Annotated in this window: 17 protein-coding genes and 2 tRNA genes; 13 read left to right on the top strand and 6 right to left on the bottom strand. The window is 62.7% G+C overall.

Annotation, left to right across the window (positions count from 1 at the left end):
* Positions 1-53: 53 nt before the first annotated feature.
* The gene (locus AUL31_RS12770) at positions 54-407 is read right to left on the bottom strand and encodes a BLUF domain-containing protein (RefSeq protein ID WP_060607075.1); all 354 of its coding nucleotides are present in this window, start codon (positions 405-407) and stop codon (positions 54-56) included.
* A gap of 407 nt (positions 408-814) precedes the next feature.
* Here AUL31_RS12770 and AUL31_RS12775 point away from each other — a divergent pair, with 407 nt between their 5' ends.
* Both AUL31_RS12775 and hemH read left to right on the top strand, forming a co-directional pair.
* Positions 815-2,983 (top strand): autotransporter family protein, encoded by a 2,169-nt coding sequence (locus tag AUL31_RS12775; protein WP_082646936.1) that lies wholly within the window; start codon positions 815-817, stop codon positions 2,981-2,983.
* A gap of 98 nt (positions 2,984-3,081) precedes the next feature.
* Complete coding sequence (gene hemH / locus AUL31_RS12780) at positions 3,082-4,158, top strand: ferrochelatase (protein WP_082646937.1); 1,077 nt, start codon at positions 3,082-3,084, stop codon at positions 4,156-4,158.
* A 230-nt stretch (positions 4,159-4,388) separates the two neighbouring features.
* On the opposite strand, the gene AUL31_RS12785 is transcribed toward hemH, so the two are convergent.
* A tRNA-Cys gene (locus tag AUL31_RS12785) sits at positions 4,389-4,462 on the bottom strand.
* Positions 4,463-4,663: 201 nt separating this feature from the next.
* On the opposite strand from AUL31_RS12785, the gene AUL31_RS12790 reads away from it, so the two are divergent.
* The gene (locus AUL31_RS12790; RefSeq protein WP_060607086.1) at positions 4,664-5,329 is read left to right on the top strand and encodes an SOS response-associated peptidase; all 666 of its coding nucleotides are present in this window, start codon (positions 4,664-4,666) and stop codon (positions 5,327-5,329) included.
* 556 nt (positions 5,330-5,885) lie between these two features.
* On the opposite strand, the gene AUL31_RS12795 is transcribed toward AUL31_RS12790, so the two are convergent.
* Both AUL31_RS12795 and AUL31_RS12800 read right to left on the bottom strand, forming a co-directional pair.
* On the bottom strand, positions 5,886-6,599 hold the full coding sequence (locus tag AUL31_RS12795) for a DNA helicase (RefSeq protein WP_060607089.1): 714 nt from the start codon (positions 6,597-6,599) through the stop codon (positions 5,886-5,888).
* Positions 6,600-7,350: 751 nt separating this feature from the next.
* A complete protein-coding gene (locus AUL31_RS12800; protein WP_060607092.1) occupies positions 7,351-7,683 on the bottom strand; it encodes a hypothetical protein in 333 nt (110 codons plus the stop codon).
* 178 nt (positions 7,684-7,861) lie between these two features.
* On the opposite strand from AUL31_RS12800, the gene AUL31_RS12805 reads away from it, so the two are divergent.
* The 7 genes from AUL31_RS12805 to AUL31_RS12835 all read left to right on the top strand — a co-directional run bounded on the left by AUL31_RS12805 (position 7,862) and on the right by AUL31_RS12835 (position 16,831).
* Positions 7,862-7,936 (top strand) — tRNA-Asn (locus AUL31_RS12805).
* A 236-nt stretch (positions 7,937-8,172) separates the two neighbouring features.
* The gene (locus AUL31_RS12810) at positions 8,173-8,823 is read left to right on the top strand and encodes a protein-L-isoaspartate O-methyltransferase family protein (protein WP_060607140.1); all 651 of its coding nucleotides are present in this window, start codon (positions 8,173-8,175) and stop codon (positions 8,821-8,823) included.
* A 229-nt stretch (positions 8,824-9,052) separates the two neighbouring features.
* Entirely contained in the window at positions 9,053-10,477 is a 1,425-nt protein-coding gene (locus tag AUL31_RS12815; protein WP_060607095.1) for a TolC family outer membrane protein, read from the top strand.
* A gap of 137 nt (positions 10,478-10,614) precedes the next feature.
* On the top strand, positions 10,615-11,292 hold the full coding sequence (locus AUL31_RS12820; RefSeq protein ID WP_082646939.1) for a PopZ family protein: 678 nt from the start codon (positions 10,615-10,617) through the stop codon (positions 11,290-11,292).
* A 115-nt stretch (positions 11,293-11,407) separates the two neighbouring features.
* Positions 11,408-14,185, top strand: a complete 2,778-nt coding sequence (locus tag AUL31_RS12825; RefSeq protein ID WP_060607143.1) for a valine--tRNA ligase — start codon at positions 11,408-11,410, stop codon at positions 14,183-14,185.
* 246 nt (positions 14,186-14,431) lie between these two features.
* Positions 14,432-15,718, top strand: coding sequence for a long-chain fatty acid transporter (locus AUL31_RS12830; RefSeq protein WP_244489405.1), 1,287 nt, complete (start codon positions 14,432-14,434; stop codon positions 15,716-15,718).
* Between the two features lie 327 nt (positions 15,719-16,045).
* Positions 16,046-16,831 (top strand): tetratricopeptide repeat protein, encoded by a 786-nt coding sequence (locus tag AUL31_RS12835; RefSeq protein ID WP_060607100.1) that lies wholly within the window; start codon positions 16,046-16,048, stop codon positions 16,829-16,831.
* A 7-nt stretch (positions 16,832-16,838) separates the two neighbouring features.
* Here the strand turns inward: AUL31_RS12835 and xth are convergent, their stop codons facing one another.
* Together xth and AUL31_RS12845 are read right to left on the bottom strand one after the other, a co-directional pair.
* A complete protein-coding gene (xth, locus tag AUL31_RS12840; protein ID WP_060607103.1) occupies positions 16,839-17,630 on the bottom strand; it encodes an exodeoxyribonuclease III in 792 nt (263 codons plus the stop codon).
* Positions 17,627-17,962: a HesB/IscA family protein gene (locus AUL31_RS12845; RefSeq protein WP_060607107.1), complete on the bottom strand. Its 336-nt coding sequence runs from the start codon at positions 17,960-17,962 to the stop codon at positions 17,627-17,629. Before AUL31_RS12845 ends, xth begins: the two co-directional genes overlap by 4 nt.
* A 123-nt stretch (positions 17,963-18,085) precedes the next feature.
* Here AUL31_RS12845 and AUL31_RS12850 point away from each other — a divergent pair, with 123 nt between their 5' ends.
* The 3 genes from AUL31_RS12850 to AUL31_RS12860 all read left to right on the top strand — a co-directional run.
* Positions 18,086-19,288 carry a deoxyguanosinetriphosphate triphosphohydrolase gene (locus AUL31_RS12850; RefSeq protein WP_060607111.1) on the top strand — a complete coding sequence of 401 codons (1,203 nt, stop codon included), beginning with the start codon at positions 18,086-18,088 and terminating at the stop codon, positions 19,286-19,288.
* Between the two features lie 30 nt (positions 19,289-19,318).
* Positions 19,319-21,070 (top strand): arginine--tRNA ligase, encoded by a 1,752-nt coding sequence (gene argS, locus AUL31_RS12855; protein ID WP_060607113.1) that lies wholly within the window; start codon positions 19,319-19,321, stop codon positions 21,068-21,070.
* Positions 21,071-21,265: 195 nt separating this feature from the next.
* Positions 21,266-21,749, top strand: a 484-nt coding sequence (locus AUL31_RS12860) for a hypothetical protein (RefSeq protein ID WP_202814338.1), incomplete at its 3' end; no start/stop codon positions are given.

Below are 21,749 nucleotides of genomic sequence, written 5' to 3' on the forward strand. Positions count from 1 at the left end.
CGGCCCCTTTTTCGCGTCTGCAGCAGAGATGCTGCCGCAGATCGCTCAAGCGCCTACCGGCCGTGAATGCCGCGGACCTGATCCGCGACCTCGACAACCGCACCATACGGCAGCTCGATCATTCCCCACTCGGCAAAGCGGCGGCGTGACACGTCCGTACTGACCATCAACGTGATCCCGACATGTCGGGAATCCACTTGGATGCGTTGGAACAGCCCCTGGACGACGTCACGCGGGCCTTCCAGAACCTGCATCACCTCGAGCCGGCGTATGCCCATGCAGCCCGTGATGCCAACCCGCGTGTTCATGGCCGAGAATTTCGATGCAAGCCGCTTCGCATCCTGCTCGGAGATCTCCTCGAGCAGGGTGCTGATGTAGCAGATCGTATGAAGCGGTTCTTCGCTCAAGCGGCACTCCCCAAACCAGATGACAGTGCCAGACGCTCTGCCTGTGAGAACCATCCAGACCGGTATGCCTGCAGCCAGCGCGTACCGATACCAAACCAGACGATAGATCAATTGTTCCACGCCTGGCCTGCGTTTCGGCGTCGATCCACCAGAAGTCAATACCGTTGACTATCTAGGATTGGTTGTCTCGAACCTCTTCTACCTTGCCTCCCGATTTCGGCCGATTGGCAGAACGCCGAGGTCGATTCATGGCGCGAAAGTCTTCATGCGGTGGCCCTCTTTTGGGGGAGGAATGAGACTTTCGAAGCGCTTTCCCTTCGCCGGACGCGCTGTAGTTTGCGGCCAGATGCTCAGTTTCAGGGCAAGTCGTTCAGGCCATTGTTTTAACTATATAGAAGTTTATTAGAATGTTTCAGTTGCGTCGTTTTCGCCAGATGGTTCTGGCGTCGTCCAGCCTCGTTCTCATTTCCGGGTATCATGCTGCGGCACAATCTTTGGTCGTCGACAGCCCGCCGGACTATATCGTGGGAGGGATCGAGTCCTATCCCGGCGTGGAGATCGGGCCGAACAATATCGGCACGGTCATCGTAGGGCCGGGTAGCACGTTGACCTCCACCGGCCCGATCGTGATCGGCCGCAATGCGGGCTCCAGCGGCACGCTCGTCATTGGCGCGCCGGCCGGCAGCGCGCCGGTTGCGCCTGGCGTCGTCAACGCACCGACGATCGACTTCGGCGCCGGTTCTGCCCGCCTGGTCTTCAACCATGACGATCCAGCCTATGATTTCGGCGCCGGACTTGTCGGCGGGCCGAATGCCGTCGTCAGTCTGGAATCCGGACGGACGATCTTCTCCGGCGACAGTTCGGCGTTCAATGGCGTGGTCGAAACCGTTGCCAACGTGCACGACAAGGTCATCCAGGTGGACGGCATTCTCGGCGGCACGCTGAACATTGCGTCGGGCTCCGAGCTGGAAGGCATCGGAACCGTCCAGAATGTTATTGCTGCAGGCTCCATCAGGCCGGGTGGCAATGGCGCGTTCGGCACACTCACGATCAACGGCGATTATGTGGGGCAGGGCAATTGGGTGGAGATGGATACGGTTCTGGGCGACGACTCGTCCGTAACCGACCGGCTCATCATCCGTGGAAACAGCAGCGGCGACTCGACCCTGGTCGTCAACGATCGCTCCGGTATCGGAGCCCCGACGAACGAAGGCATCCTTCTTATCCAGGTCGATGGCGCGTCGAACGCCAATTTCGTGCTGGATGGCTATTACACCGACCAGAACAACCGCAGCGCGATCATCGCCGGGGCCTATTCCTACTCGCTGTACAAGGGGAGCGTCAGCAACCCGACGAACGGCAACTGGTACTTACGGTCGATCGCCAAGGATGCGCCGCCGGACCCGACCGATCCGACAACCCCCGTCGATCCGACCGACCCGACCGATCCGACGACGCCCGTCGATCCGACGAATCCGTCGGTGCCCGGTACGCCGACCGATCCGGACAGGCCCGGCTTTCCGACCGATCCCATCGGTTCTGACCCGGCCACCGATCCGCTTTATCAACCAGGCGTGCCGTTGTACGAGGCCTATCCCTCGCTGCTGCTCGACATGAACCGCCTGCCCACGCTGCGCCAGCGCGTCGGCAACCGGATATGGTCGGGCACGGCCGATCCGAAGCCATTCCAGAAGGGGGCGCTATCCAACACGCCGCCGCAGGATCTGGTCGACGGGCGGGCCGTCTGGGGGCGTATCGAAGGCCGCGGGTTCGACATCACGCCGGACCGGTCGGCAAGTGGCTGGCAGTCCGACGGCTCCCTCTGGCGTATCCAGGCCGGAGTGGACTTTCCGGTCTATGAGGCAGCGGGCGGCGACGTTCTCGTAGGCGGCGTCTGGCTGCATCATGGACGCGGCTCTGCCGATGTGGACTCCTTTGCCGGGTCCGGCACCATCGATACGACAGGGTCGGGCGTCGGCGCCTCGCTAACCTATTACGCCCAGAACGGCTTCTACGTGGACGGGCAGGTGCAGGGCACCTGGTACCAGACGGATATCTGGTCCGACACGCTCAACATGGTCGAGGCCGACGGCAATGACGGCTTCGGCTGGTCGGCCAGCGTGGAAGTGGGGCGCAGCTTTGACATCGCTTATGAGTGGTCGGTGGCACCGCAGGCTCAGTTGATCTACAGCAGTGTCGATTTCGACGACTTCACCGATGGCATGGGTGCCGGTGTCCGGCTGCTGCGCGGCGACAGCCTTGTCGGCCGCCTGGGCGTTTCGCTGGATCACGAGACGACCTGGCAATCCGCAAGTGGCGATACGCGCCGCCTGCAGACCTACGGCCTCGTCGATGTGCGCCAGGAATTCCTGGATGGCACAAGGATTGAGGTCGGCGGTATTCCACTCGACTCCAGCACCGGCGATACGTGGCTGGGCGGCGCACTCGGCGCTACCTACAATTGGTCGGACGATGCCTGGTCGGTGTACGGCCAGGTGGGCGTTGCCAGCGATCTTGGCGATTTCGGCGACAGTATAGAGGTGTCCGGCACGGCAGGGCTGCGCGTCAGGTTCTGACGCGGCCCATTCGGCGAGTTGCGGCTATGGCCGCCTCGCCATATATCCAGCCATTCTAAAAGGCATCGATGGCCCGTAGCATGACTGGACCGGCGTACATGGACGAATTGACCTCGACCACCCGAACATCGTCGATGCCCGCCGGGCATCCAAGGGTGCCGCCGGCGCGCGTCGGCATCCTGGTGGCCAATCTGGGGACGCCCGATGGCTACGACTACTGGTCCATGCGCCGCTATCTGAACGAGTTTCTGTCCGACAGGCGCGTGATCGACTACCCGCGCTGGAAATGGCAGCCGATCCTGCAGACGGTGATCCTGGCGAAGCGGCCGTTCAGTTCCGGCGCCAACTACAAGTCGATCTGGAACGAAAGCCTGAACGAAAGTCCGCTGCTGACCATCACGCGCCGGCAGACGGACAGACTGCGCGAGACGCTGGCCGCACGATACGGCGATGCCGTGATCGTGGATTTCTGCATGCGTTACGGCAATCCGTCGGTGGAATCGGTGGTATCGCGGATGGTGGAAGAGGGGTGCACGCGCATCCTCTATTTTCCGCTGTACCCGCAATATGCGGGCGCAACCGTCGCCACCGCCAACGACCAGTTCTTCCGCGCTCTGATGAAGCAGTTTCGGCAGCCGACCGCACGGGTGGTCGACGCCTATTTCGAGCATCCGCTCTACGTCGAGGCGCTGGCGCAATCGGTCGAGCGCGCCTACGCGCAGGCGGATAGCCGGCCTGAAAAGCTCGTCGCTTCCTATCATGGAATGCCGAAGCGCTATCTGATGCAGGGCGACCCGTATCATTGCCAATGCCAGAAGACGACGCGGCTGCTGCGCGAACGCCTGGGTTGGGCGGCCGACAGCATTGATACGACGTTCCAGTCGGTGTTCGGCCCGGAGGAATGGCTCAAGCCCTATACGGTCGAGCATGTGGCGGAACTGGCCAAGCGGGGTATCCGCCATATCGCGGTGGCTTCGCCAGCCTTCAGCGCGGATTGCATCGAGACGCTGGAAGAGATCAACGGCGAAATCCGCGAAGCCTTCCTGCATGCCGGCGGAACGCAGTTCACCTACATTCCGTGCCTTAACGACGACGACGCCCATATCCGCGCCTTGTCGACGATCATCACGGAGAACCTGTCCGGATGGCTGGCACCCGCAGCGGAAGCTACCTGATAATCCGCTCAGGTTTCCCCGGCTGATTCCCGCTCCACCGCGATGATTTCACTGTGCTGGCCAACCGCGCTCGGCACCGATTCCATGGGGGCGCGTACCACGTGGAAATGCGCAAGCTTTGGGAACCGCAGAGAAAAAGCCATTTCCGGTTGTGGATCCGGTGCCGCATATCCACCCGATCACGGCGCAGAACACCATGCGTAGAAGTTTGATCTTGTGGTGATTTTGGATGGAGGCCTCGGCCGGAATCGAACCGGCGTGCAAGGATTTGCAGTCCTCTGCGTAACCACTCCGCCACGAGGCCCCAACGGCGCTGTACCTACTGGCTCCCATGGGTTTGCGCAAGGGGGGCAAATCTCATTCTGAAAAGCCGTTCCTTGCGCCATTCTGAAAAGCCGTTCGGGCATTGTTTTGCGAGTGGTGGCCGCCGTGCCTATGGGGCGAATTAACTTTCCCCGTCGGAAGTAGGCGGTAAGCTGGGCCACTGCGGATCGGAGCCCGGTGCATGTGCAATCTCTACTCGCTGACCAAAGGGCAATCGGCCATTGTCGGGCTTACGCGATCGCTGCACGACCGCACCGGTAACCTGCCTCCGATGCCTGGAATATTTCCGGACTATCCGGCGCCGGTCGTCCGCACCGGCGCTGACGGCGAGCGGGAGTTGACGCTCATGCGCTGGGGCATGCCGTCGCCGCAGTTCGTCCTGAAGGGCCGTAAAGTGGATAGCGGCGTCACGAACATCAGGAACACAGCAAGCCCGCATTGGCGCCGGTGGCTTGGGCCCGCAAACCGCTGCCTGGTGCCGCTGACCAGCTTTTCCGAATACGACACGATCGACGGCAAAAAGGTGCCTGTGTGGTTCGCCTTGTCGGCAGATCGGCCGCTATGCGTCTTCGCCGGTATCTGGACGAACTGGACCAGCACGCGAAAGGTGAAAGAGGGCGAGGTAAATGCCGACCTCTACGGCTTCCTCACATGCGAGCCGAACGCGGTCGTCGGGCCGATCCATCCAAAGGCGATGCCCGTCATACTGACGACTTTCGAGGAAATGGACGTGTGGATGCGTGCGCCTTGGGAGGAGGCGAAGGCGCTGCAGCGACCGTTGCCGGACGACGCGTTGATGATCGTCGCTCACGGCGACAGGGAGGATGGTCGTAGGGAAGAGGGCTAGGAATCTCGCCGCAGCATTCGCATGGCCGTTTCGATCCGTCGTTCGCTTCGCTCGCCCGTAACGATTCTCGGCTAGGCTAAGCATGGCCGCATCTACTGCATCCGGCGCCCAGCCGTTGGCATCGGCAAAATCCCCGACCTCGTTTAAGGCGAACTACACTGCCTCTTCGCATTCCAGCATATAGTTGGGGTGGCCGTGCTTGAAGCGGGTCGACCGGATCATTGGCAGGCTCCTTGTGGATGACCTGCCAACAACATTGACGTGCGGGTGTTCCGATAAGGGACGAGGTCTCGCGGCACTTATCAGATGCGTTGGCCGCAGGGTGCGCGGTTTGCTGGGGGCGGCAACCGCTACAACGACTAAGTCCCGGTAAAATATGGTCGGGCGCTCAGGATCTAACGGTGGACCCTTCGGTGTGAACGATGCCAATTCAGTGAAAATTGTTCCGGATCAGATCAGCTATGGGGTGGAATACGGACTGGTGGCTTTCGTCTAGTGACCCACAAATGCCGACATCGAAACCGCAGGCCGTATGGCCTGCGGCAGAGCGAGCGGACTAATGAGCCCCTTCGGATGCCGATGGATGATCGCCAATGAAGTGCGTCTTGGTGAACACAGCCATGTCGACAGGATTGGGCAATCTGACGTCCGTTAAATCAGGAACGCGCTTCGCGACAGGATCATATGTGCGGGCAATCTGAGAGATCATGAGAAACACCAATTCTCGGTCATCCGCAAAGGTCCTCAGAGCTACCATCTGTTCGGACAGTTGTGGGTGTGTTCGTTTCTGATCCATCAATTGCAAATAGTCGACTGCGATCACCGTTCCAGGCCGAGCTGACTCCGCCTTGGCAATGATGTAGTCCGCACAAATATAGTCTGAACAGTCGAGTCTGAAAGCGTCTCCATACTGTCTGGCATCAAAGCCTATTAATGCGAAACGCGCATAAACTTCCGCTTCGGTATACTCGAGTGTAAAGAACATGCCCTGTTTGCCGTCCTTCAGGGCCTCAGCCACGATTTCCAAGGCAAGCAGAGTCTTTCCTTGTCCCGGACGTGCTCCAATAAGCATCACTTCGCCATGTTTCAGGCCTGCATACAGCTTGGCCGCAGACGAACTTGACGTATGCTTAGCTGCAAGCAGGCTCCAACTACTGAAACCTTCTGCCGCAGCAACTCGGTCAAGGGCGACATTGAGATCAACTCCCTGGCTACGGGCGAGCTGTTTTGCCGTGCGCTTGAGATGATAGATTGGTGCTGAGAGCTTCATAATACCCTTCCAGTGCGAGCCTTGTCAGCAATCCCTCCTTTTGCTTTCGGCCGGAACTTGGCTGGGTTTATTACTCGCCCTGCATGATATTTACTTTCCCAGCGGAGGGGGGCGGCGTGGGCAACACCAGAATCAAACAATAGCACCATGTCGGCTTTTGGGGAAGAATTCCAAGCGCTGGGATGTCTCACATGGGGTCGAAAGCAGACATTGTAGAACTGTCTGATCCTAGACACTACCCGCTACATGACACAGGGACGGATCACGAACTCCGCTGGATCACCGGTGCGTCTGTTGTGCTCGCGCAAACTAGGCCAGGCAGTAACTCTTTTCATAGCTACCGGATGAATGCTCCGATCCCGCCGCCTAGCGCACTGTTGTCGGCCGGGTAATGGCGCCAGTAAAACTGGGACATTAAATGGTCTATCGGGCGGAGCGGGGCCCCTGAATCGGCAGTTGCCTATCGCAAACCTGTCAAGCAAAGGATGCGTGCGCGTCCTCGCCGAGTCCATCCGAAATTTCATTCTGGAAATGCCTGAAAACCCCGGATACTCAACGGCCGAAAAATGCCTGTTCCGGACGATTTCTGGCGTGCTTTTCAGAATGCCGATTGCTTTGATTAGGGTGTTAGAGGCGTTGCAGTCCTTTGCGTAACCACTCCGCCCCGAGGCCCCAACGGCGCTGTACCGACTGGCACGAGGGGGGATGCGCAAGGGGCTTTCGCAGGGAAATTGCCGTTCAGGCCGGCAAGCTAATGTCCGCGTCCCTTGCCCGTCGGTTCGATATGCGGAAGCCGACCGATGATTCGCTGCGGGCGACCCTTGCGCCGTCCCCAGCGCACCGTCGTGCGGCGTCGCCAGCGGCGTACCGAAGCGAAATCGACCGAAAGGATCAGCAAGCCAACAGGCAGCATCCAGATGCCGAGGACAGGCAGGAAGCTGAAGATGCCCCCCGTCACGAAAGCCGCGCCCGTGGCGACGCGCGCGGGACGTGAAGCGGGCAGGCGTACGCTGCGACCGAAAACTTCGATCGCATTGCCGCGCAGCCTGACATAGCTGCCGCCTTTTCGCTTTTCCGTGTCCATGTCCGGTGATCAATCTTTCAACAAAAGAGCGTGCGCCCCACCAATTCCTATAAGCGGCTAATCATGGCAACTTCTAGGGAGCAGGCGTGACGGACAGCGAGATTTTTTGCGATAGGGTGCTTGGCAAGACGGCGAGGGGTTTGCTATAGGCACCCTCGCTCAGGCAGAGCCAGAGCATTCCCCGGTAGCTCAGCGGTAGAGCAATCGACTGTTAATCGATTGGTCGCTGGTTCGAATCCGGCCCGGGGAGCCACTTCTCCTTATTTTCATGCATTCCGAAGATTCGGGTCGCCGCCCGCTACGCGTCGCATCGTGCATTTGCGGCAGGCTGTGAACATGGTGCCCGCCTTGCGCAGGTGCAAGCCGATCGGCCCGATCCGGCCCGGCAAAGTGATGGGGTAAATTCAGCGCGCCGGGAGGCGCTCGCTTGCACCCCGGGGCCAGCGGATTTATGGAAGCCTGCATATCGGATTGCAGGAGACCGCCGGCATGGATTTCTCAGAGGCGCGTATCAAGATGGTGGACAATCAGGTCCGCACCTCGGACGTGACGGACCACGCGGTCCTGCGCGCGATGCTGACCGTACCGCGCGAGCGCTTCGTCCCCGAAGACAAGCGGGTCTTCGCCTATATCGGCGACGAGATCTCGCTCGGAGGGGGGCGCTACCTGATGGAAGCGGCGCCGTTCTCCCGGCTGCTGCAGCTGGCCCGGATCCAGCCCACGGATGTCGTTCTCGATGTCGGGTGCGGTCTCGGCTATTCGGCCGCCGTGCTTGCCGAAATCGCCGGTTCGGTCGTGGCGCTCGAGGAAGACGCCGCGCTTGCGGATGCCGCAACCCAAAACCTGACCGGGACGAACACCCTGTCGTCGGTCGTCGTCACCGGGCCGCTGAACGAGGGATACGCCAAGGAAGGCCCCTTCGACGTGATCCTTTTCGAAGGGGCGGTCGATGCGGTTCCGCCCGTCTTCTTCGACCAGCTGCGGGAGCGTGGGCGCCTCGTGGTCGTGGAAGGGCGCGGCAACGCGGCCGCGGCGCGGCTCTACTCCAAGGAGGACGGGCTCGTCTCCAGCCGTTTCGCTTTTAATTGCAGCCTTCGGCCACTGCCCGGATTTGCGGCCAAACCGCAATTCGTGTTTTAGGCAAGCAATTCGCGGTAGTGTCGATCCGGGCTGCCGACCGGATGGCGCATAACTGTTATCCATCGGTCACACCTGCAGCCCAAAAGGTGAATTGCAATTGGGTTCGCACTGGCGTCCGGTTAACGCAAAGTGCATTTCTTTAATGCTGAGGGGCGTGGCGCGGCGGTTGTCGTCGTGTGCGAGTAAATTTGGGAGCGTCCGGTACGCTTCCGCGAAGCGGGGTATTTCAATGCGGAAGAGTTTCTTCCTCACGTCGGCGATGTCGCTGGGCCTTCTAGTTGCCGGCATGGGAGTCGCCAGTGCCGATACCCTGCGCGAAGTTCTCGCCAAAGCCTACTCCAACAATCAATCGTTGAATGCGTCTCGTGCGGCCCTGCGCGCCACCGACGAAAACGTGCCCCAGGCACGCGCCGGCTTGCGGCCTACGCTTTCGCTGGGCGCCAGCGCCTCGGCGACGCGCAGCCGAACGACGCGTGGCGACGGCCTGCCGCGGATCAACGGTCGCGGCGGCGTGCTGAGCAGCGGCATCGAGCTGAACCAGGTTCTGTTCGACGGCTTCCAGACGCCGAACAACATCCAGTCTACCCAGGCCGCCGTGCGCGCCGGGCAGGCCGATCTTGCCAATACCGTGCAGAATACGCTTCTCGATACCGTCACGGCCTATATGGACGTGATCCGGGATCGCCAGATCGCCGAGCTTCGCCGCCAGAACCTGGCCTTCCTTCGCGAGCAGGTGCGCGCCGCCAATGCCCGCTTCGACGTGGGCGAGGGTACACGCACCGACGTGGCGCAGGCCGAGTCGGAAGAGGCCCTGGCAACCGCGCTTCTGAACAGCGCGCTCGCGCAGGTCGCCTCCAGCGAGGCCGTGTACCTGCAGGTGATCGGCGATCCGGCCGGCGACCTGTCGCCCGGCACGCGCCCGCCGTCGCAGCTTGAGCCGCAAAGCATTGCAAGCGCGCTGTCGATCTCGCAGGCCGAGCACCCCGCCATTGCGGCCGCCCTCTTTGCGGTCGACTCCGCCGCCTACGAGGTGAAGTCGCGTGAAGGCCGTGCCCTGCCTCAGGTAAGCGTGGGCGCTTCGGTCGACAACAGCTATTCCTCGACCTCGCCGGCCGCCGCAACCGGGCTGCCGGGCGTCGATATCGATGTCGGCTCCAGCAACGAACTCTCCGCCAGCGTGGGCGCTACGCTGACGATTCCCCTGTATCAGGGCGGCCTTGTTGCCTCGCAGGTGCGGCAAGCCAAGGAAGTCCTCGGGCAGCGCCGTATCGAGGTGGACAGCATCCGCGATCAGGTGCGCGCGGCGGTGGCATCCGCCTGGGCGCTCATCCAGGCGGCGGAAGCCAACGTGACCGGTTATCGGGCGCAGGTGGCGGCGGCGCGTCTGGCGCTGAACGGCGTCCAGGAAGAGCGGACGGTGGGCCAGCGCACGACGCTGGACGTGCTCGACGCGCAGGCCGATGTCATCAGCGCCCAGATCCTGCTGGCCGGTGCGCAGCGCGACGTCATCGTGCGCTCGTATGAGCTGCTGTCTGCCGTGGGCCGCCTGTCGGCAACACAGCTGGCGCTGAACGTCCAGACCTACGATCCGGAAGTTCACTACCAGGCCGTGCAGAACAAGTGGCATGGCATGAAGACGCCCGACGGCCGCTGACATCTGAAGAAAGTGTTGAAAAATCCCCTCAAGGTTTAACCGACAACCTTGAGGGGGATTCATGTAAGGCGGCTTGTCGGTTACGCTCTACCCAATGATTCTCGCGGCCTTCGCGAGGCGATATCGGGGATTGCGGGATGCGTAGGGCAAACGGCGCAGCCGAGCCGTCGATGGACGAGATACTGGCGTCCATCAGGCAGATCATCGAAAGCAGCGACAGCGAGCGGATTTCGGCGCGGAGCGCCGAGCCGGTTCATGCGGATGTCGCGGCAGGCACGACTGCTGGCGCAGCCAACTGGAACGAGCATAGCGAGGCAGCCTACACGCTGCGGCCATCCTATGAGGGGTCCGTCGCCTATGATCTCGCCCCCGACGATCAATGGTACGCGGAAGAGCCCGTAGCCGAACAGGTGCCGGAAGCCGAACCCGTAGCAGATGCGTGGGCCGACGATGGTGGCGACATGCAGCCGGCCTATGTCGCGGAGCCGGAAGAGCCCGCCATGCCTGCTTACGCAGCCAACAACGACGAGCCCCGGATGCGCGAGTATCGGGACGCGATCCTGCACGATCAAAGGTTCGACGATGCGCTCGTCAATGCCGAACCGCTGATCTCGGAAGATTCGGAAGCTGCCATCAATGCGTCCTTTGCCGAGCTGACGGAGGCGATCCGTGCCGGTGAACTGCGCTCGCTGGAAGAGATGGCGCAGGAGATGCTGCGACCGATGATGCAGCAATGGCTGGAAGAAAACCTGGCGCGTACCGTGCAGGAGATCGTACGCGAGGAAATAAGGCGCGCCGTTACCCGCGGGCGTTGATTCCGGCCGGGCCTTCGCGCACCGACGCGCCGCCGCGTGGCCGTTTCCGTTGACAGGGCCGAAAGCTTGCCTGTAACCGATGGCCGACCAAGTCTGGCCGCAACGGACCCGCATCATGATCGAGAAGACATACGACGCCGCTCAGGTTGAGCCCCGTATCGCAAATCTGTGGGACGAGGCGGGTGCGTCGCGCGCCGGCGCCGGGGCGCGTCCGGGCGCGGAAGCCTATTCGATCGTCATTCCGCCGCCGAATGTGACGGGCTCGCTGCATATCGGCCATGCCCTCAACAACACGCTGCAGGACATTCTTGTCCGGCACAAGCGCATGCTGGGGGCGAACGTGCTTTGGCAGCCCGGCCTGGACCATGCGGGCATCGCCACGCAGATGGTGGTGGAGCGTCAGATGGCCGCCCGTGGCGAGCCGGGACGGCGCGAGATCGGCCGGCAGGCCTTTATCGACAAGGTTTGGGAATGGAAGGCCGAGTCGGGCGGGTCCATTCTTGGCCAGCTTCGCCGGCTTGGCGCTTCGTGCGACTGGTCCCGCGAGCGATTCACCATGGATGAGGGCCTGTCGCGGGCCGTCCGCAAGGTCTTCGTGCAACTGTACCGCGAAAACCTGATCTACAAGGACAAGCGGCTGGTCAACTGGGATCCGAAGCTGCGGACGGCCATCTCGGACCTCGAGGTCGAGCAGCGCGAGATCCACGGCCATCTCTGGCATATCCGCTACCCTGTCGACGGGCAGTCCTACGACGTGTCCGACCCTTCAAGCTTCGTGGTGGTCGCGACGACCCGGCCCGAGACCATGCTGGGCGACAGCGGAGTGGCCGTCAATCCGGAAGACCAGCGCTATGAGGACCTGGTCGGGCGCAAGGTGCGTATACCGCTGGTCGGGCGCCTGATCCCGGTGGTGGCCGACGATTATGCCGATCCGGAAGCTGGCTCCGGTGCGGTGAAGATCACCCCCGCGCACGACTTCAACGACTTCGAGGTGGGCCGCCGCAACAATCTGCGTGCAATCAACATCCTGGCTCCGGATGGCACAATATCGCTGCGCGACAACGCCGAATTCCTGGAAGGGCTCTACGCCGAAGACGGCGAGCGGGCCATCGGCATGTTCGAGGGGCTCGACCGCTTCACGGCCCGCAAGCTGCTTGTGGATTGGCTGGAAGAGGAAGGCTACCTCGCCAAGGTGGACGACCATGTCCACATGGTGCCGCACGGCGACCGTGGCGGGGTGCCGATCGAGCCTTATCTGACGGACCAGTGGTACGTGGATGCGGTGACGCTGGCAGAGCCGGCGATTGCCAGCGTGCGCGCCGAACGCACGAAATTCGTGCCCCGCAACTGGGAGAAGACCTATTTCGACTGGATGGAAAACATCCAGCCATGGTGCATCTCTCGGCAATTGTGGTGGGGACACCAGATCCCGGCATGGTACGGCCCGGACGGGGAAATCTTCGTCGCCGAAGAGGAAGAAGAGGCCTTCGCCACGGCACTGGCCCATTATGTGGTGAATGGCACCCTGACGGATTCGCAAGCGCGCGCGATGGCCGACGATCCGGATGGCATCCAGCAGCTTCTGACGCGTGACGAGGATGTGCTCGACACGTGGTTCTCTTCCGCACTCTGGCCGTTTTCGACGCTGGGCTGGCCGGACGAGACGAAAGAGGTTGCCACTTATTACCCGACCAGCGACCTGATCACCGGCTTCGACATCATCTTCTTCTGGGTTGCCCGGATGATGATGATGGGTCTCCATTTCATGGACAAGGAGCCCTTCGACACCGTCTACGTGCACGCGCTGGTGCGCGACAAGACCGGCGCCAAGATGTCGAAGTCCAAGGGCAACGTCATCGATCCGCTCGAGCTGATCGACGAATACGGGGCCGACGCGCTGCGCTTCACGCTGGCCATCATGGCCGCCCAGGGGCGCGATGTGAAACTGGACCCGCAGCGCATTGCCGGCTACCGCAATTTCGGCACCAAGCTCTGGAACGCCACGCGCTTTGCCGAAATGAACGGGGCGGTGCACGGCAAGGCCTTGTCCGCGGACGATGTCCAGCTTCCGCTGAACCGGTGGGTCCTGACCGAGCTTGCGCGCACCGTGTCGAGCGTCGACGAGGCGCTGGCCGCCTATCGGTTCAACGATGCATCCGGGGCGCTGTACCGGTTTGTCTGGAACACCTATTGCGACTGGTATCTGGAACTGGCCAAGCCAGTCTTCATGGCCAATGACCCGCGGGCCCAGCAGGAAACGCGGCTCGTCACGGGCTATGTGCTGGACAGGATCTATGCGCTGCTGCACCCGTTCATGCCCTTCCTGACGGAAGAGCTCTGGTCGGTCACCGCACCGAAGGAGGGGGGCCGGCCGGCCATGCTGTGCCTGTCGGAGTGGCCAAGGGACGCGTTTGCAGACGAGACATCTGCCGCCGACATCAACTGGCTGATCGACCTCGTGACGGAAATCCGCTCGGTGCGGGCCCAGATGAATGTGCCGCCCGGCGCCGAAATCCGCCTGCTGGCCCTCGGTGCGGATGAGGCAACGTGCGAAAAGCTTGTGCGCCACGAGGCATCGTTGCGCCGGCTGGCGCGGCTGTTCGATATCGAGAATGCGGCGCAATCGCCCGATAATTCGGCCCAGATCGTCAGCGCCGGCGTCACCTATGCGCTGCCGCTGGAAGGCATCATCGACATTGCCGTGGAAAAGGCACGACTGGCCAAGGCCATCGCCAAGCTGGAAGACGAAATCTCGCGCATAGACAAGAAGCTCCAGAACGAGCGTTTTGTGGCCAATGCGCCTGAAGAGGTGGTCGAGCAGGAGCGTGAGAAGCGCGCGGCCTACGAGCAGGAGCGCGATGCGCTGGCACAGGCGGCGCACAGCATCGGCTAATTCTGTTGTTTCCCAGCAACATGGAGCGCCAACTCTTCCGTATACGGAAGACAATTACAGGCGGATGGCAATGGCCATCCGCCTTTATTTTTTAAACGGTTCAATAAGTTAGTCTCGAAGTCTCTTATTTGAATTTAGTTACCTAGGGTTGCCCAGGCCTGCCGGGCACTGTTGCAAATTCTGCGTGACATCATACCGTCGCATGAAAGAGTGCCGGGCTGGCGGCACCTACGGGGGGAATGCGACATGGGTAGACTGGGTGGGCTTCTGGCGTCGGCAGCGATGTTCGTGGCGGCTGGATCGGGCGCTGCTTCGGCGGCGGGCTTCCAGCGGGGTATCGCCGATACGGATATCCTGTACGAGCCGGGGATGTTCTCCGCACGCTTCGGCATGACCTATGTCAGCCCTGAACGCGGCTTCTCGTCCATCGAGGGCGTGTCCGGCGATTACGGCCAGTATACCGGCACCTACCGGCTGCCCAGCCCCGCCATCAAGTTCGGCAACGGGCCCTTCGCCTGCGCCGGAACCTATATCGAAAGCTTCGCGGCCGAGGCGAACTACTCGAGCCTCCCGGGAGGCGCCCAGCCGGTAGACCCCGCAACGGGATCACGCGTTCAGAGCCTCGAGTTCGATTCGAACGAATGGGGCGTCACCTGCCGCGCCAGCTACGATGCCGATATGGGCCGCTTCAGCCTTCTCGGTGGTGTCTTTTTCGAAGACTTCAATTTTCAGGGCACCAGCCTCGGAAGCGCGGCCGTGCCGGCCGCAGCCGTCAACCCGGCGCTGCCGGCAACCGCGGCGCTGGTGATTCCCGTTTCGCTTTCCGTCGATGCGCGCGGCGATTACGAACCCGGCTATCGCATCGGCCTGGCCTACGAGAAGCCGGAAATCGCCCTTCGCGCGCAGATTCTCTATCGCTCCGAAGTGACGCATTCGAGCCCGGACGGCACGGGCTTCGCCACCATTACGGGCCCGGGACGCATCATCAGCGCATCGGGCGCAACGCTCGGCATCGTGCCGGAAGCGGTTCTGCCTACGCTGCCGGCCGGCGTTGCCTTCCTGAACGATGTCATCAGCCCGCAAAGCCTTTACGTGAACTTCCAGACGGGCATTGCCGAGGATACGCTTCTTCTGGCCAATTTCCGCTGGACGGATTGGAGCACCAATCGCGACGTTCTGGTGACGTACCAGTCAGCACTCGGCGCCCGCGAAAACAACAGCCCCTATTACTGGGACGATGGTTACTCCTTCCAGATTGGCCTGGGCCGCGCCTTCAACGAAGAGATTTCGGCGGCCGTCATGCTCGGCTACGACAGCGGCGTCTCGACCGGTGCTGAAACCACCTATACCGACCTCTACACGGTGTCAGGCGGCGTGTCGTTCAAGCAGAACTTCGGCGAAATCCGCGTGGGTGGCCTCGTCGGCTACTGGACCGATGGATCGCAGTCGGTGGACCGGGGCGCCATCTTCAACGCCGAGGTCGACAACGACTGGGTCTACGCCGCCTCCGCTTCGTTCAAGCTGAACTTCTGAGCACTGCAGTAAATCGTTGCTTTGTAAAGGATGTGTCGGTTTTGCCGGCGCATCCTTTTTGCTTTGTGCAAGCGCTTACGCTCGTAACGTTCCGTTTTCCATCTCGGGGCCAACCGCGCCCTTGTTGTGCGTCGGCAACACCATTGCAAAACAGCATCGGCTATAGATCGACACACTGGCAATGCCGCGCTGCTGCCATAAACGGACATCACTTCAAGGGCCGATACGGCAGTTTGAAGCGTCCGTGATGGAACCTGCTGCCGGCATCGATGGAACGGGTGGAGCACCGCGGTGAGGCATGTCCTGGGACGGGTAGTGGGTTGCTTGATGGTGCTGTCCGCCAGCGCCGCCGCCCCGATTCCCGCCAACGCGCAGGACACACCATTCGACGAGATCATCGGCATGTCGCCGGGAGAGGTCTTCGCCCTCGGCTTCAACGCGTATAAGCGCGGCGAAAAGGTGGAAGCCCTCGAGGTTCTTCGCTTCGCGGCCGATCAGGGGCATCCGGGTGCCCGCTGGAAACTCGGGCAGATGTATGCCGACGGCGACGGCGTACCCGAGGATGATTACCAGGCCTTCCAGATGTTCGAGCGGATCGTCCGCGACCAGGACGATGAAACCTCCGGGTCTACCGACGCCGCCTATGTGTCCAGCGCGGTGATCGCGCTGGCCGAGTATTTCCGCAAGGGCATACCCGGCACGCCGGTGCACGAGGATGCGGCGCAGGCGCGTGCCCTGTACAGCCATGCCGCTTCCTATTTCGGCGATGCGCGCGCGCAGTTCGAGCTTGGCCGGATGCTGTTGGCGGGCGAGGGCGGCAAGGCCAATCCGCGCCAGGCGGCACGGTGGCTCAAGCTGGCTTCGCACAAGGGCTTTCCGAGGGCCGAGGCGTTGCTTGGCTATCTCATCTTCGACGGCAAGGCCATTGCCGTCCGGCCAGAGCCGGTGCGCGGCCTTGCCATGCTGACGCGCGCCTTGCGCGACGCGGCCCCGGACGAGCGCAACTGGATCCAGCCTTTGCAGGAAGAGGCGTTCTCGCTCAGCAGCGAAGACGAACGGCGCACCGCGCTGGCCTACTCGCAATCCGAAGGCCCGTTGATCGACCTTCCGTAACGCCTCGTCAGTGAAACTCCGCCACCACGGGGACGTGGTCGGAGGGCTTTTCCCATCCGCGCACATGCGCATCGATTCCCACCGAGCGCAGCCGCGATGCCGCTTCCGGCGACAGAAGCAGATGGTCGATCCGGATGCCGTTGTTTTTCTGCCAGGCGCCGGCCTGATAATCCCAGAAGGTGAAAACCTCCTTCCGATCGGTCGTGGCGCGGACGGCATCGGTCATGCCGAGGTTGAGGAGGCGGCGGTAGGCAGCCCGGCTTTCCGGCTGGAAGAGGGCGTCATCCACCCATGCAGCCGGATTTTTGGCGTCTTTCGGCTCCGGGATGATGTTGTAGTCTCCGGCCATCACGAAGGGGATTTCCTCCTCCAGCCGCCGCGCGGCATGCGCCTCGAGCCGGTGCATCCAGGCCAGCTTGTAGTCGAACTTTTCCGTACCCATCGGGTTGCCATTCGGCAGATAGAGGCAGGAAACCCGGATGCGGTCCCCGTTCGACAGGGGAAACAGCCCTTCGATGAAGCGCGACTGCACATCGTCGTCATTGCCGGGCAGGCCGCGTTCGACGCCTATTTCGAGTGGCGCCTGACGCGACAGGAGCGCAACGCCGTTGAACCCCTTCTGCCCGTGGGTCTCGACGTGGTAGCCGAGCGCCTCGATCTCCTTGCGGGGAAACCCTTCGTCGACGCTCTTGATCTCCTGCAGGCAGGCGATGTCGGGCTTGCGCTCGCCTAGCCACGCCAGGAGCGCGTCGATCCGGGCCTTGACGCCGTTGATGTTCCACGTCGCGACAAGCGTCATATGGAAAAGCTCGTTCCGCAGCCGCAGGATGCAACGGCGTTCGGATTGCGGATCTGGAAGGATTGCCCCATCAGATCGTCCACGAAATCCACGACCGAGCCTTCCAAATAGGGAAGGGATATCTGGTCGATCAAAACGCGAGCGCCATCCCGCTCGATCACCAGATCGTCCGGCTCGCCCGCTTCGGTCAGATCGTACTTGTACGAAAAACCCGAGCAGCCGCCGCCCTCGACCGATATGCGCAGCGCGTTGGCGCCGCCGGCGGATCTGAGGATGTTGGAAATGCGCTTGATGGCGGCGTCCGAAACCTGAACCGTGGTGCCGTCGCTCATGGCCGTATCCGGGGAATCTGCCCCGGCCTCTTCTTGTTGGAACAACGCTCCTAAAGTATGGACGGCCCAGCGCCGGGTCAACGGCGCGCCGGTGGCGTATGCACCGCAACCGAAGGGGAACCGATGGCGCAGCATCTTGGGCACGGGTTCGGACGCGAGCCGCTGGCGTCCTTCGCCACGCACGCGGCCAGCTCTCGCGGGCGCCTTGTCGCAGAGGCCGCCAGCCCGACGCGCACGCCGTTTCAGCGCGATCGCGACCGTATCGTGCATTCCACCGCGTTCCGCCGCCTCAAGCACAAGACGCAGGTGTTCGTCTCGCACGAGGGAGACCATTTCCGCACCCGCCTGACGCATACGATCGAGGTTTCGCAGATCGCCCGGGCACTGGCCCGTGCGCTGCGGCTGGATGAGGACCTGACCGAGGCGCTGGCTCTTGCGCATGATTTCGGGCACACGCCGTTCGGCCATGCCGGGGAACGGGCGTTGGACCGGTGCATGGCCGGGGAAGGCGGATTCGACCACAATGCGCAGACATTGCGGATCGTGACCGCGCTGGAGCGCCATTATGCGGCCTTCGACGGGCTCAACCTGACATTCGAGACGCTCGAGGGGCTGGTCAAGCATAATGGCCCGCTGACCGGACCGCACTCCGGGGCCGGGCCGGTTGCGCCGCCCATCCTGCAGTTCGACGCGGTCTTTCCGCTGGATCTTGGCCGTTTCGCCAGCCTGGAGGCGCAGGCCGCCGCCATCTCGGACGATATCGCCTACAACACCCACGATCTGGACGATGGGTTGCGGGCCGGCCTGATTTCCCTTGATGACCTGGAAGAGCTGCCGCTGGCCGGCTCAATCCTTGCCGAGGTGCGGCAGGCCTGGCCGGATCTTTCAGCGGCGCGGATGGGCCACGAGATCATGCGGCGGCATATCACGCGCATGGTGGAGGACGTCCTGTCCGAGACGGTGTTGCGCCTGAGCCAGGACAAGATCGCCTCGCCCGACGACGTGCGGGACAATGCACGCGAAATCGTGGCCTTTTCCGAGGGCATGCGGCAGGCCGTCGATGAGACGCGGCGTTTCCTGTTTCGCAGGGTCTATCGCGATGAAACGGTGATGCGCGTCATGCGGCGTGCCGAAGGCGTGGTCGAACGGCTGTTCGCGGCCTATCTGGCCGCGCCGTACGAGATGGGGAAGGGATGGGCCGGCGAGGATGCCGCCGTGCACGGCACCGGCGCCCGAACCGTTGCCGATTATCTTGCCGGAATGACCGACACCTACGCGCTTGCGGAATACCGCCGTCTGTTTGACGAAACCGTCGATTTACGATAGGCGCGCCGGTCTGAACAGGCTGGGAACGTCATGAACGTCTTTACCGATTTCGAGGCGCGGGTGCGCAGTGCCGTCGCCTCCGTCAACGCATCCGCAGAGCTGTCGCAAGCGGAGCTGGCGCGCGTCACGGTAGAGCCCCCGCGCGATCCGAGCCATGGCGATCTGGCGACGAACGCCGCGATGGTGCTGGCCAAGCCGCTGGGGCGCAAGCCGCGCGAGCTGGCCGAGGAGCTGGCCGCGCAACTGCGCCCGGATGCCGATGTGGTGGCCGCCGAAGTTGCCGGCCCCGGCTTCATCAATCTGCGCCTGACGCCGGCCTACTGGCACCGCCATCTCGGGCAGCTTCTGGCACTCGGCGAGGATTACGGGCGCGGGGCGCCGACGGGGCGCCGCGTGAACGTGGAGTATGTGTCCGCCAACCCGACCGGCCCCCTGCATGTCGGCCATTGCCGTGGTGCGGTGGTGGGCGACGCCATCGCCAATATCGGCGCCTTCGCCGGCGACGAGGTGATCAAGGAATATTATATCAACGACGCGGGTGCGCAGATCGGCGTGCTGGCGCGGTCGGCCTATCTGCGCTACCGCGAGGCGCTGGGCGAGAGCATCGGGGAAATTCCGGCAGGGCTTTACCCGGGCGATTATCTGAAGGCCGTAGGCGTGGCGCTGGCGATCCGCTACCAGCGCACGCTTCTCGACATGCCCGAAGCCGAATGGCTGCCCATCGTATCGGACTATTCGATCGACGCGATGATGCTGACGATCCGCGATGATTTGAAGCTGCTCGGCATAGAGCATGACGTGTTCTTTTCAGAGCGTACGCTGCATGCGGACAATGGCGGGCGCATCGCCGCCGCCATCGAGGCCCTGCGCGAACGGGGCTTCGTCTACCAGGGTACGCTGCCGCCGCCGAAGGGGCAGACGCCGGAAGACTGGGAAGACCGCGAGCAGACCCTGTTCCGCTCGACCGAGGTTGGGGACGACATGGATCGTCCGCTGGTCAAGTCGGACGGCAGCTACACCTATTTCGCGGCCGACGTCGCCTACTTCGCCGACAAGTTCGCGCGCGGTTTCAACGAGATGGTCTATGTGCTGGGCGCCGACCATGGCGGCTACGTCAAGCGTCTGGAAGCGGTCGCCCGTGCCGTCTCAGGCGGCACCGCGAAGCTGGATGTGGTGCTGTGCCAGCTCGTCAAGCTGTTCCGCAACGGCGAGCCCGTCCGCATGTCGAAGCGCGCCGGCGATTTCGTGACCCTGGCCGACGTGGTGGCCGAGGTTGGGCGCGATCCCGTGCGCTTCATGATGCTGTTCCGCAAAAGCGACGCGCCGCTGGACTTCGACTTCCAGAAGGTGACCGAGCAATCGCGCGAGAATCCCGTATTCTATGTGCAGTATGCCTATGCGCGGACGGCCTCCATCATGCGGCAGGCCGAAGCGGAGGGAATCTCGGATATCAACTTCTCGTCGCTGGATGCCGAGACCATCTCGCGCCTGTCCGACGACAGCGAGCTGGCGCTGATCCGCAAGCTGGCCGAGTTTCCGCGCCTTGTTCGGCAGGCTGCGGAAGCCAAGGAGCCGCATCGCGTCGCATTCTACCTGTACGATGTCGCGCAGACGTTCCACAGCCAGTATAATCGCGGCAAGGATCAGCCGGATTTACGCTTTGTTAGGTCTGACGATCCGATATTGACCACAGCGCGTCTCGGGCTTGTACAGGCTGTTGCGCTCGTCATCGGCCGTGGGCTTGCGCTGGTCGGCGCATCCGCACCACGGGAAATGCGCTGACGAGCCATCATGTTTTCACCAAGATCATCCCCTAGCGCGTTGTATTGTTAGCGGAAGTTCCGCTTGCCACAGGCAGGCGGGCCGGGATGGGACCCCGCATCAAGGGCAAGGCCAGTAAGTGTGCCGGCTTGTGCCGCCACCCTGACCTGCCATGAGCGTGGCTCCTCTTCCCACCAGGGCATGGTAGGAGTCAGCGTGAGGGAACCGCCAGTTTCTCGCTTCATCAGTCGGGCGACCCCGCAGGCATCCGGCGACGCGCCGGCCGAGCCGCGCGCCGTTGTCGACCGCGCCCCGGTGCAGCGTGCCGCAGGTGCGCAGCAGCCGCGTGAGATGGATGCGGCCCTGTTCAACCTCAGCGAGCCGGCCCACCCGCGCGATGCTTCCCCGGCAGAGACCGCGTCTTTCGTTCCCGCCTCGCATGTTTCGGCCTATGCGCAGCAGCCCGAGCCAGCCCCGGTGCTGGACGATTTCGACAGGCTGATCGCCAGCGAGATGGCAGCCATGGGGGCGGGCGCTTCGCCTGCCCAGGGCGCATCCCCTGCCGCCTTCTCCGATTACGATATCGCCTTCACCCAAAACGATGCCGGCGCCGCCCATGACGAGGCGGCTTACGAACCGGACACGGCGGAAGATTACGGCCAGCATTACGACGACGCGGCGCAGGCGGGTGGCGCACTCG

Source organism: Aureimonas altamirensis (genome assembly GCF_001463885.1).
GTDB classification, from domain to species: Bacteria; Pseudomonadota; Alphaproteobacteria; order Rhizobiales; family Rhizobiaceae; genus Aureimonas; species Aureimonas altamirensis.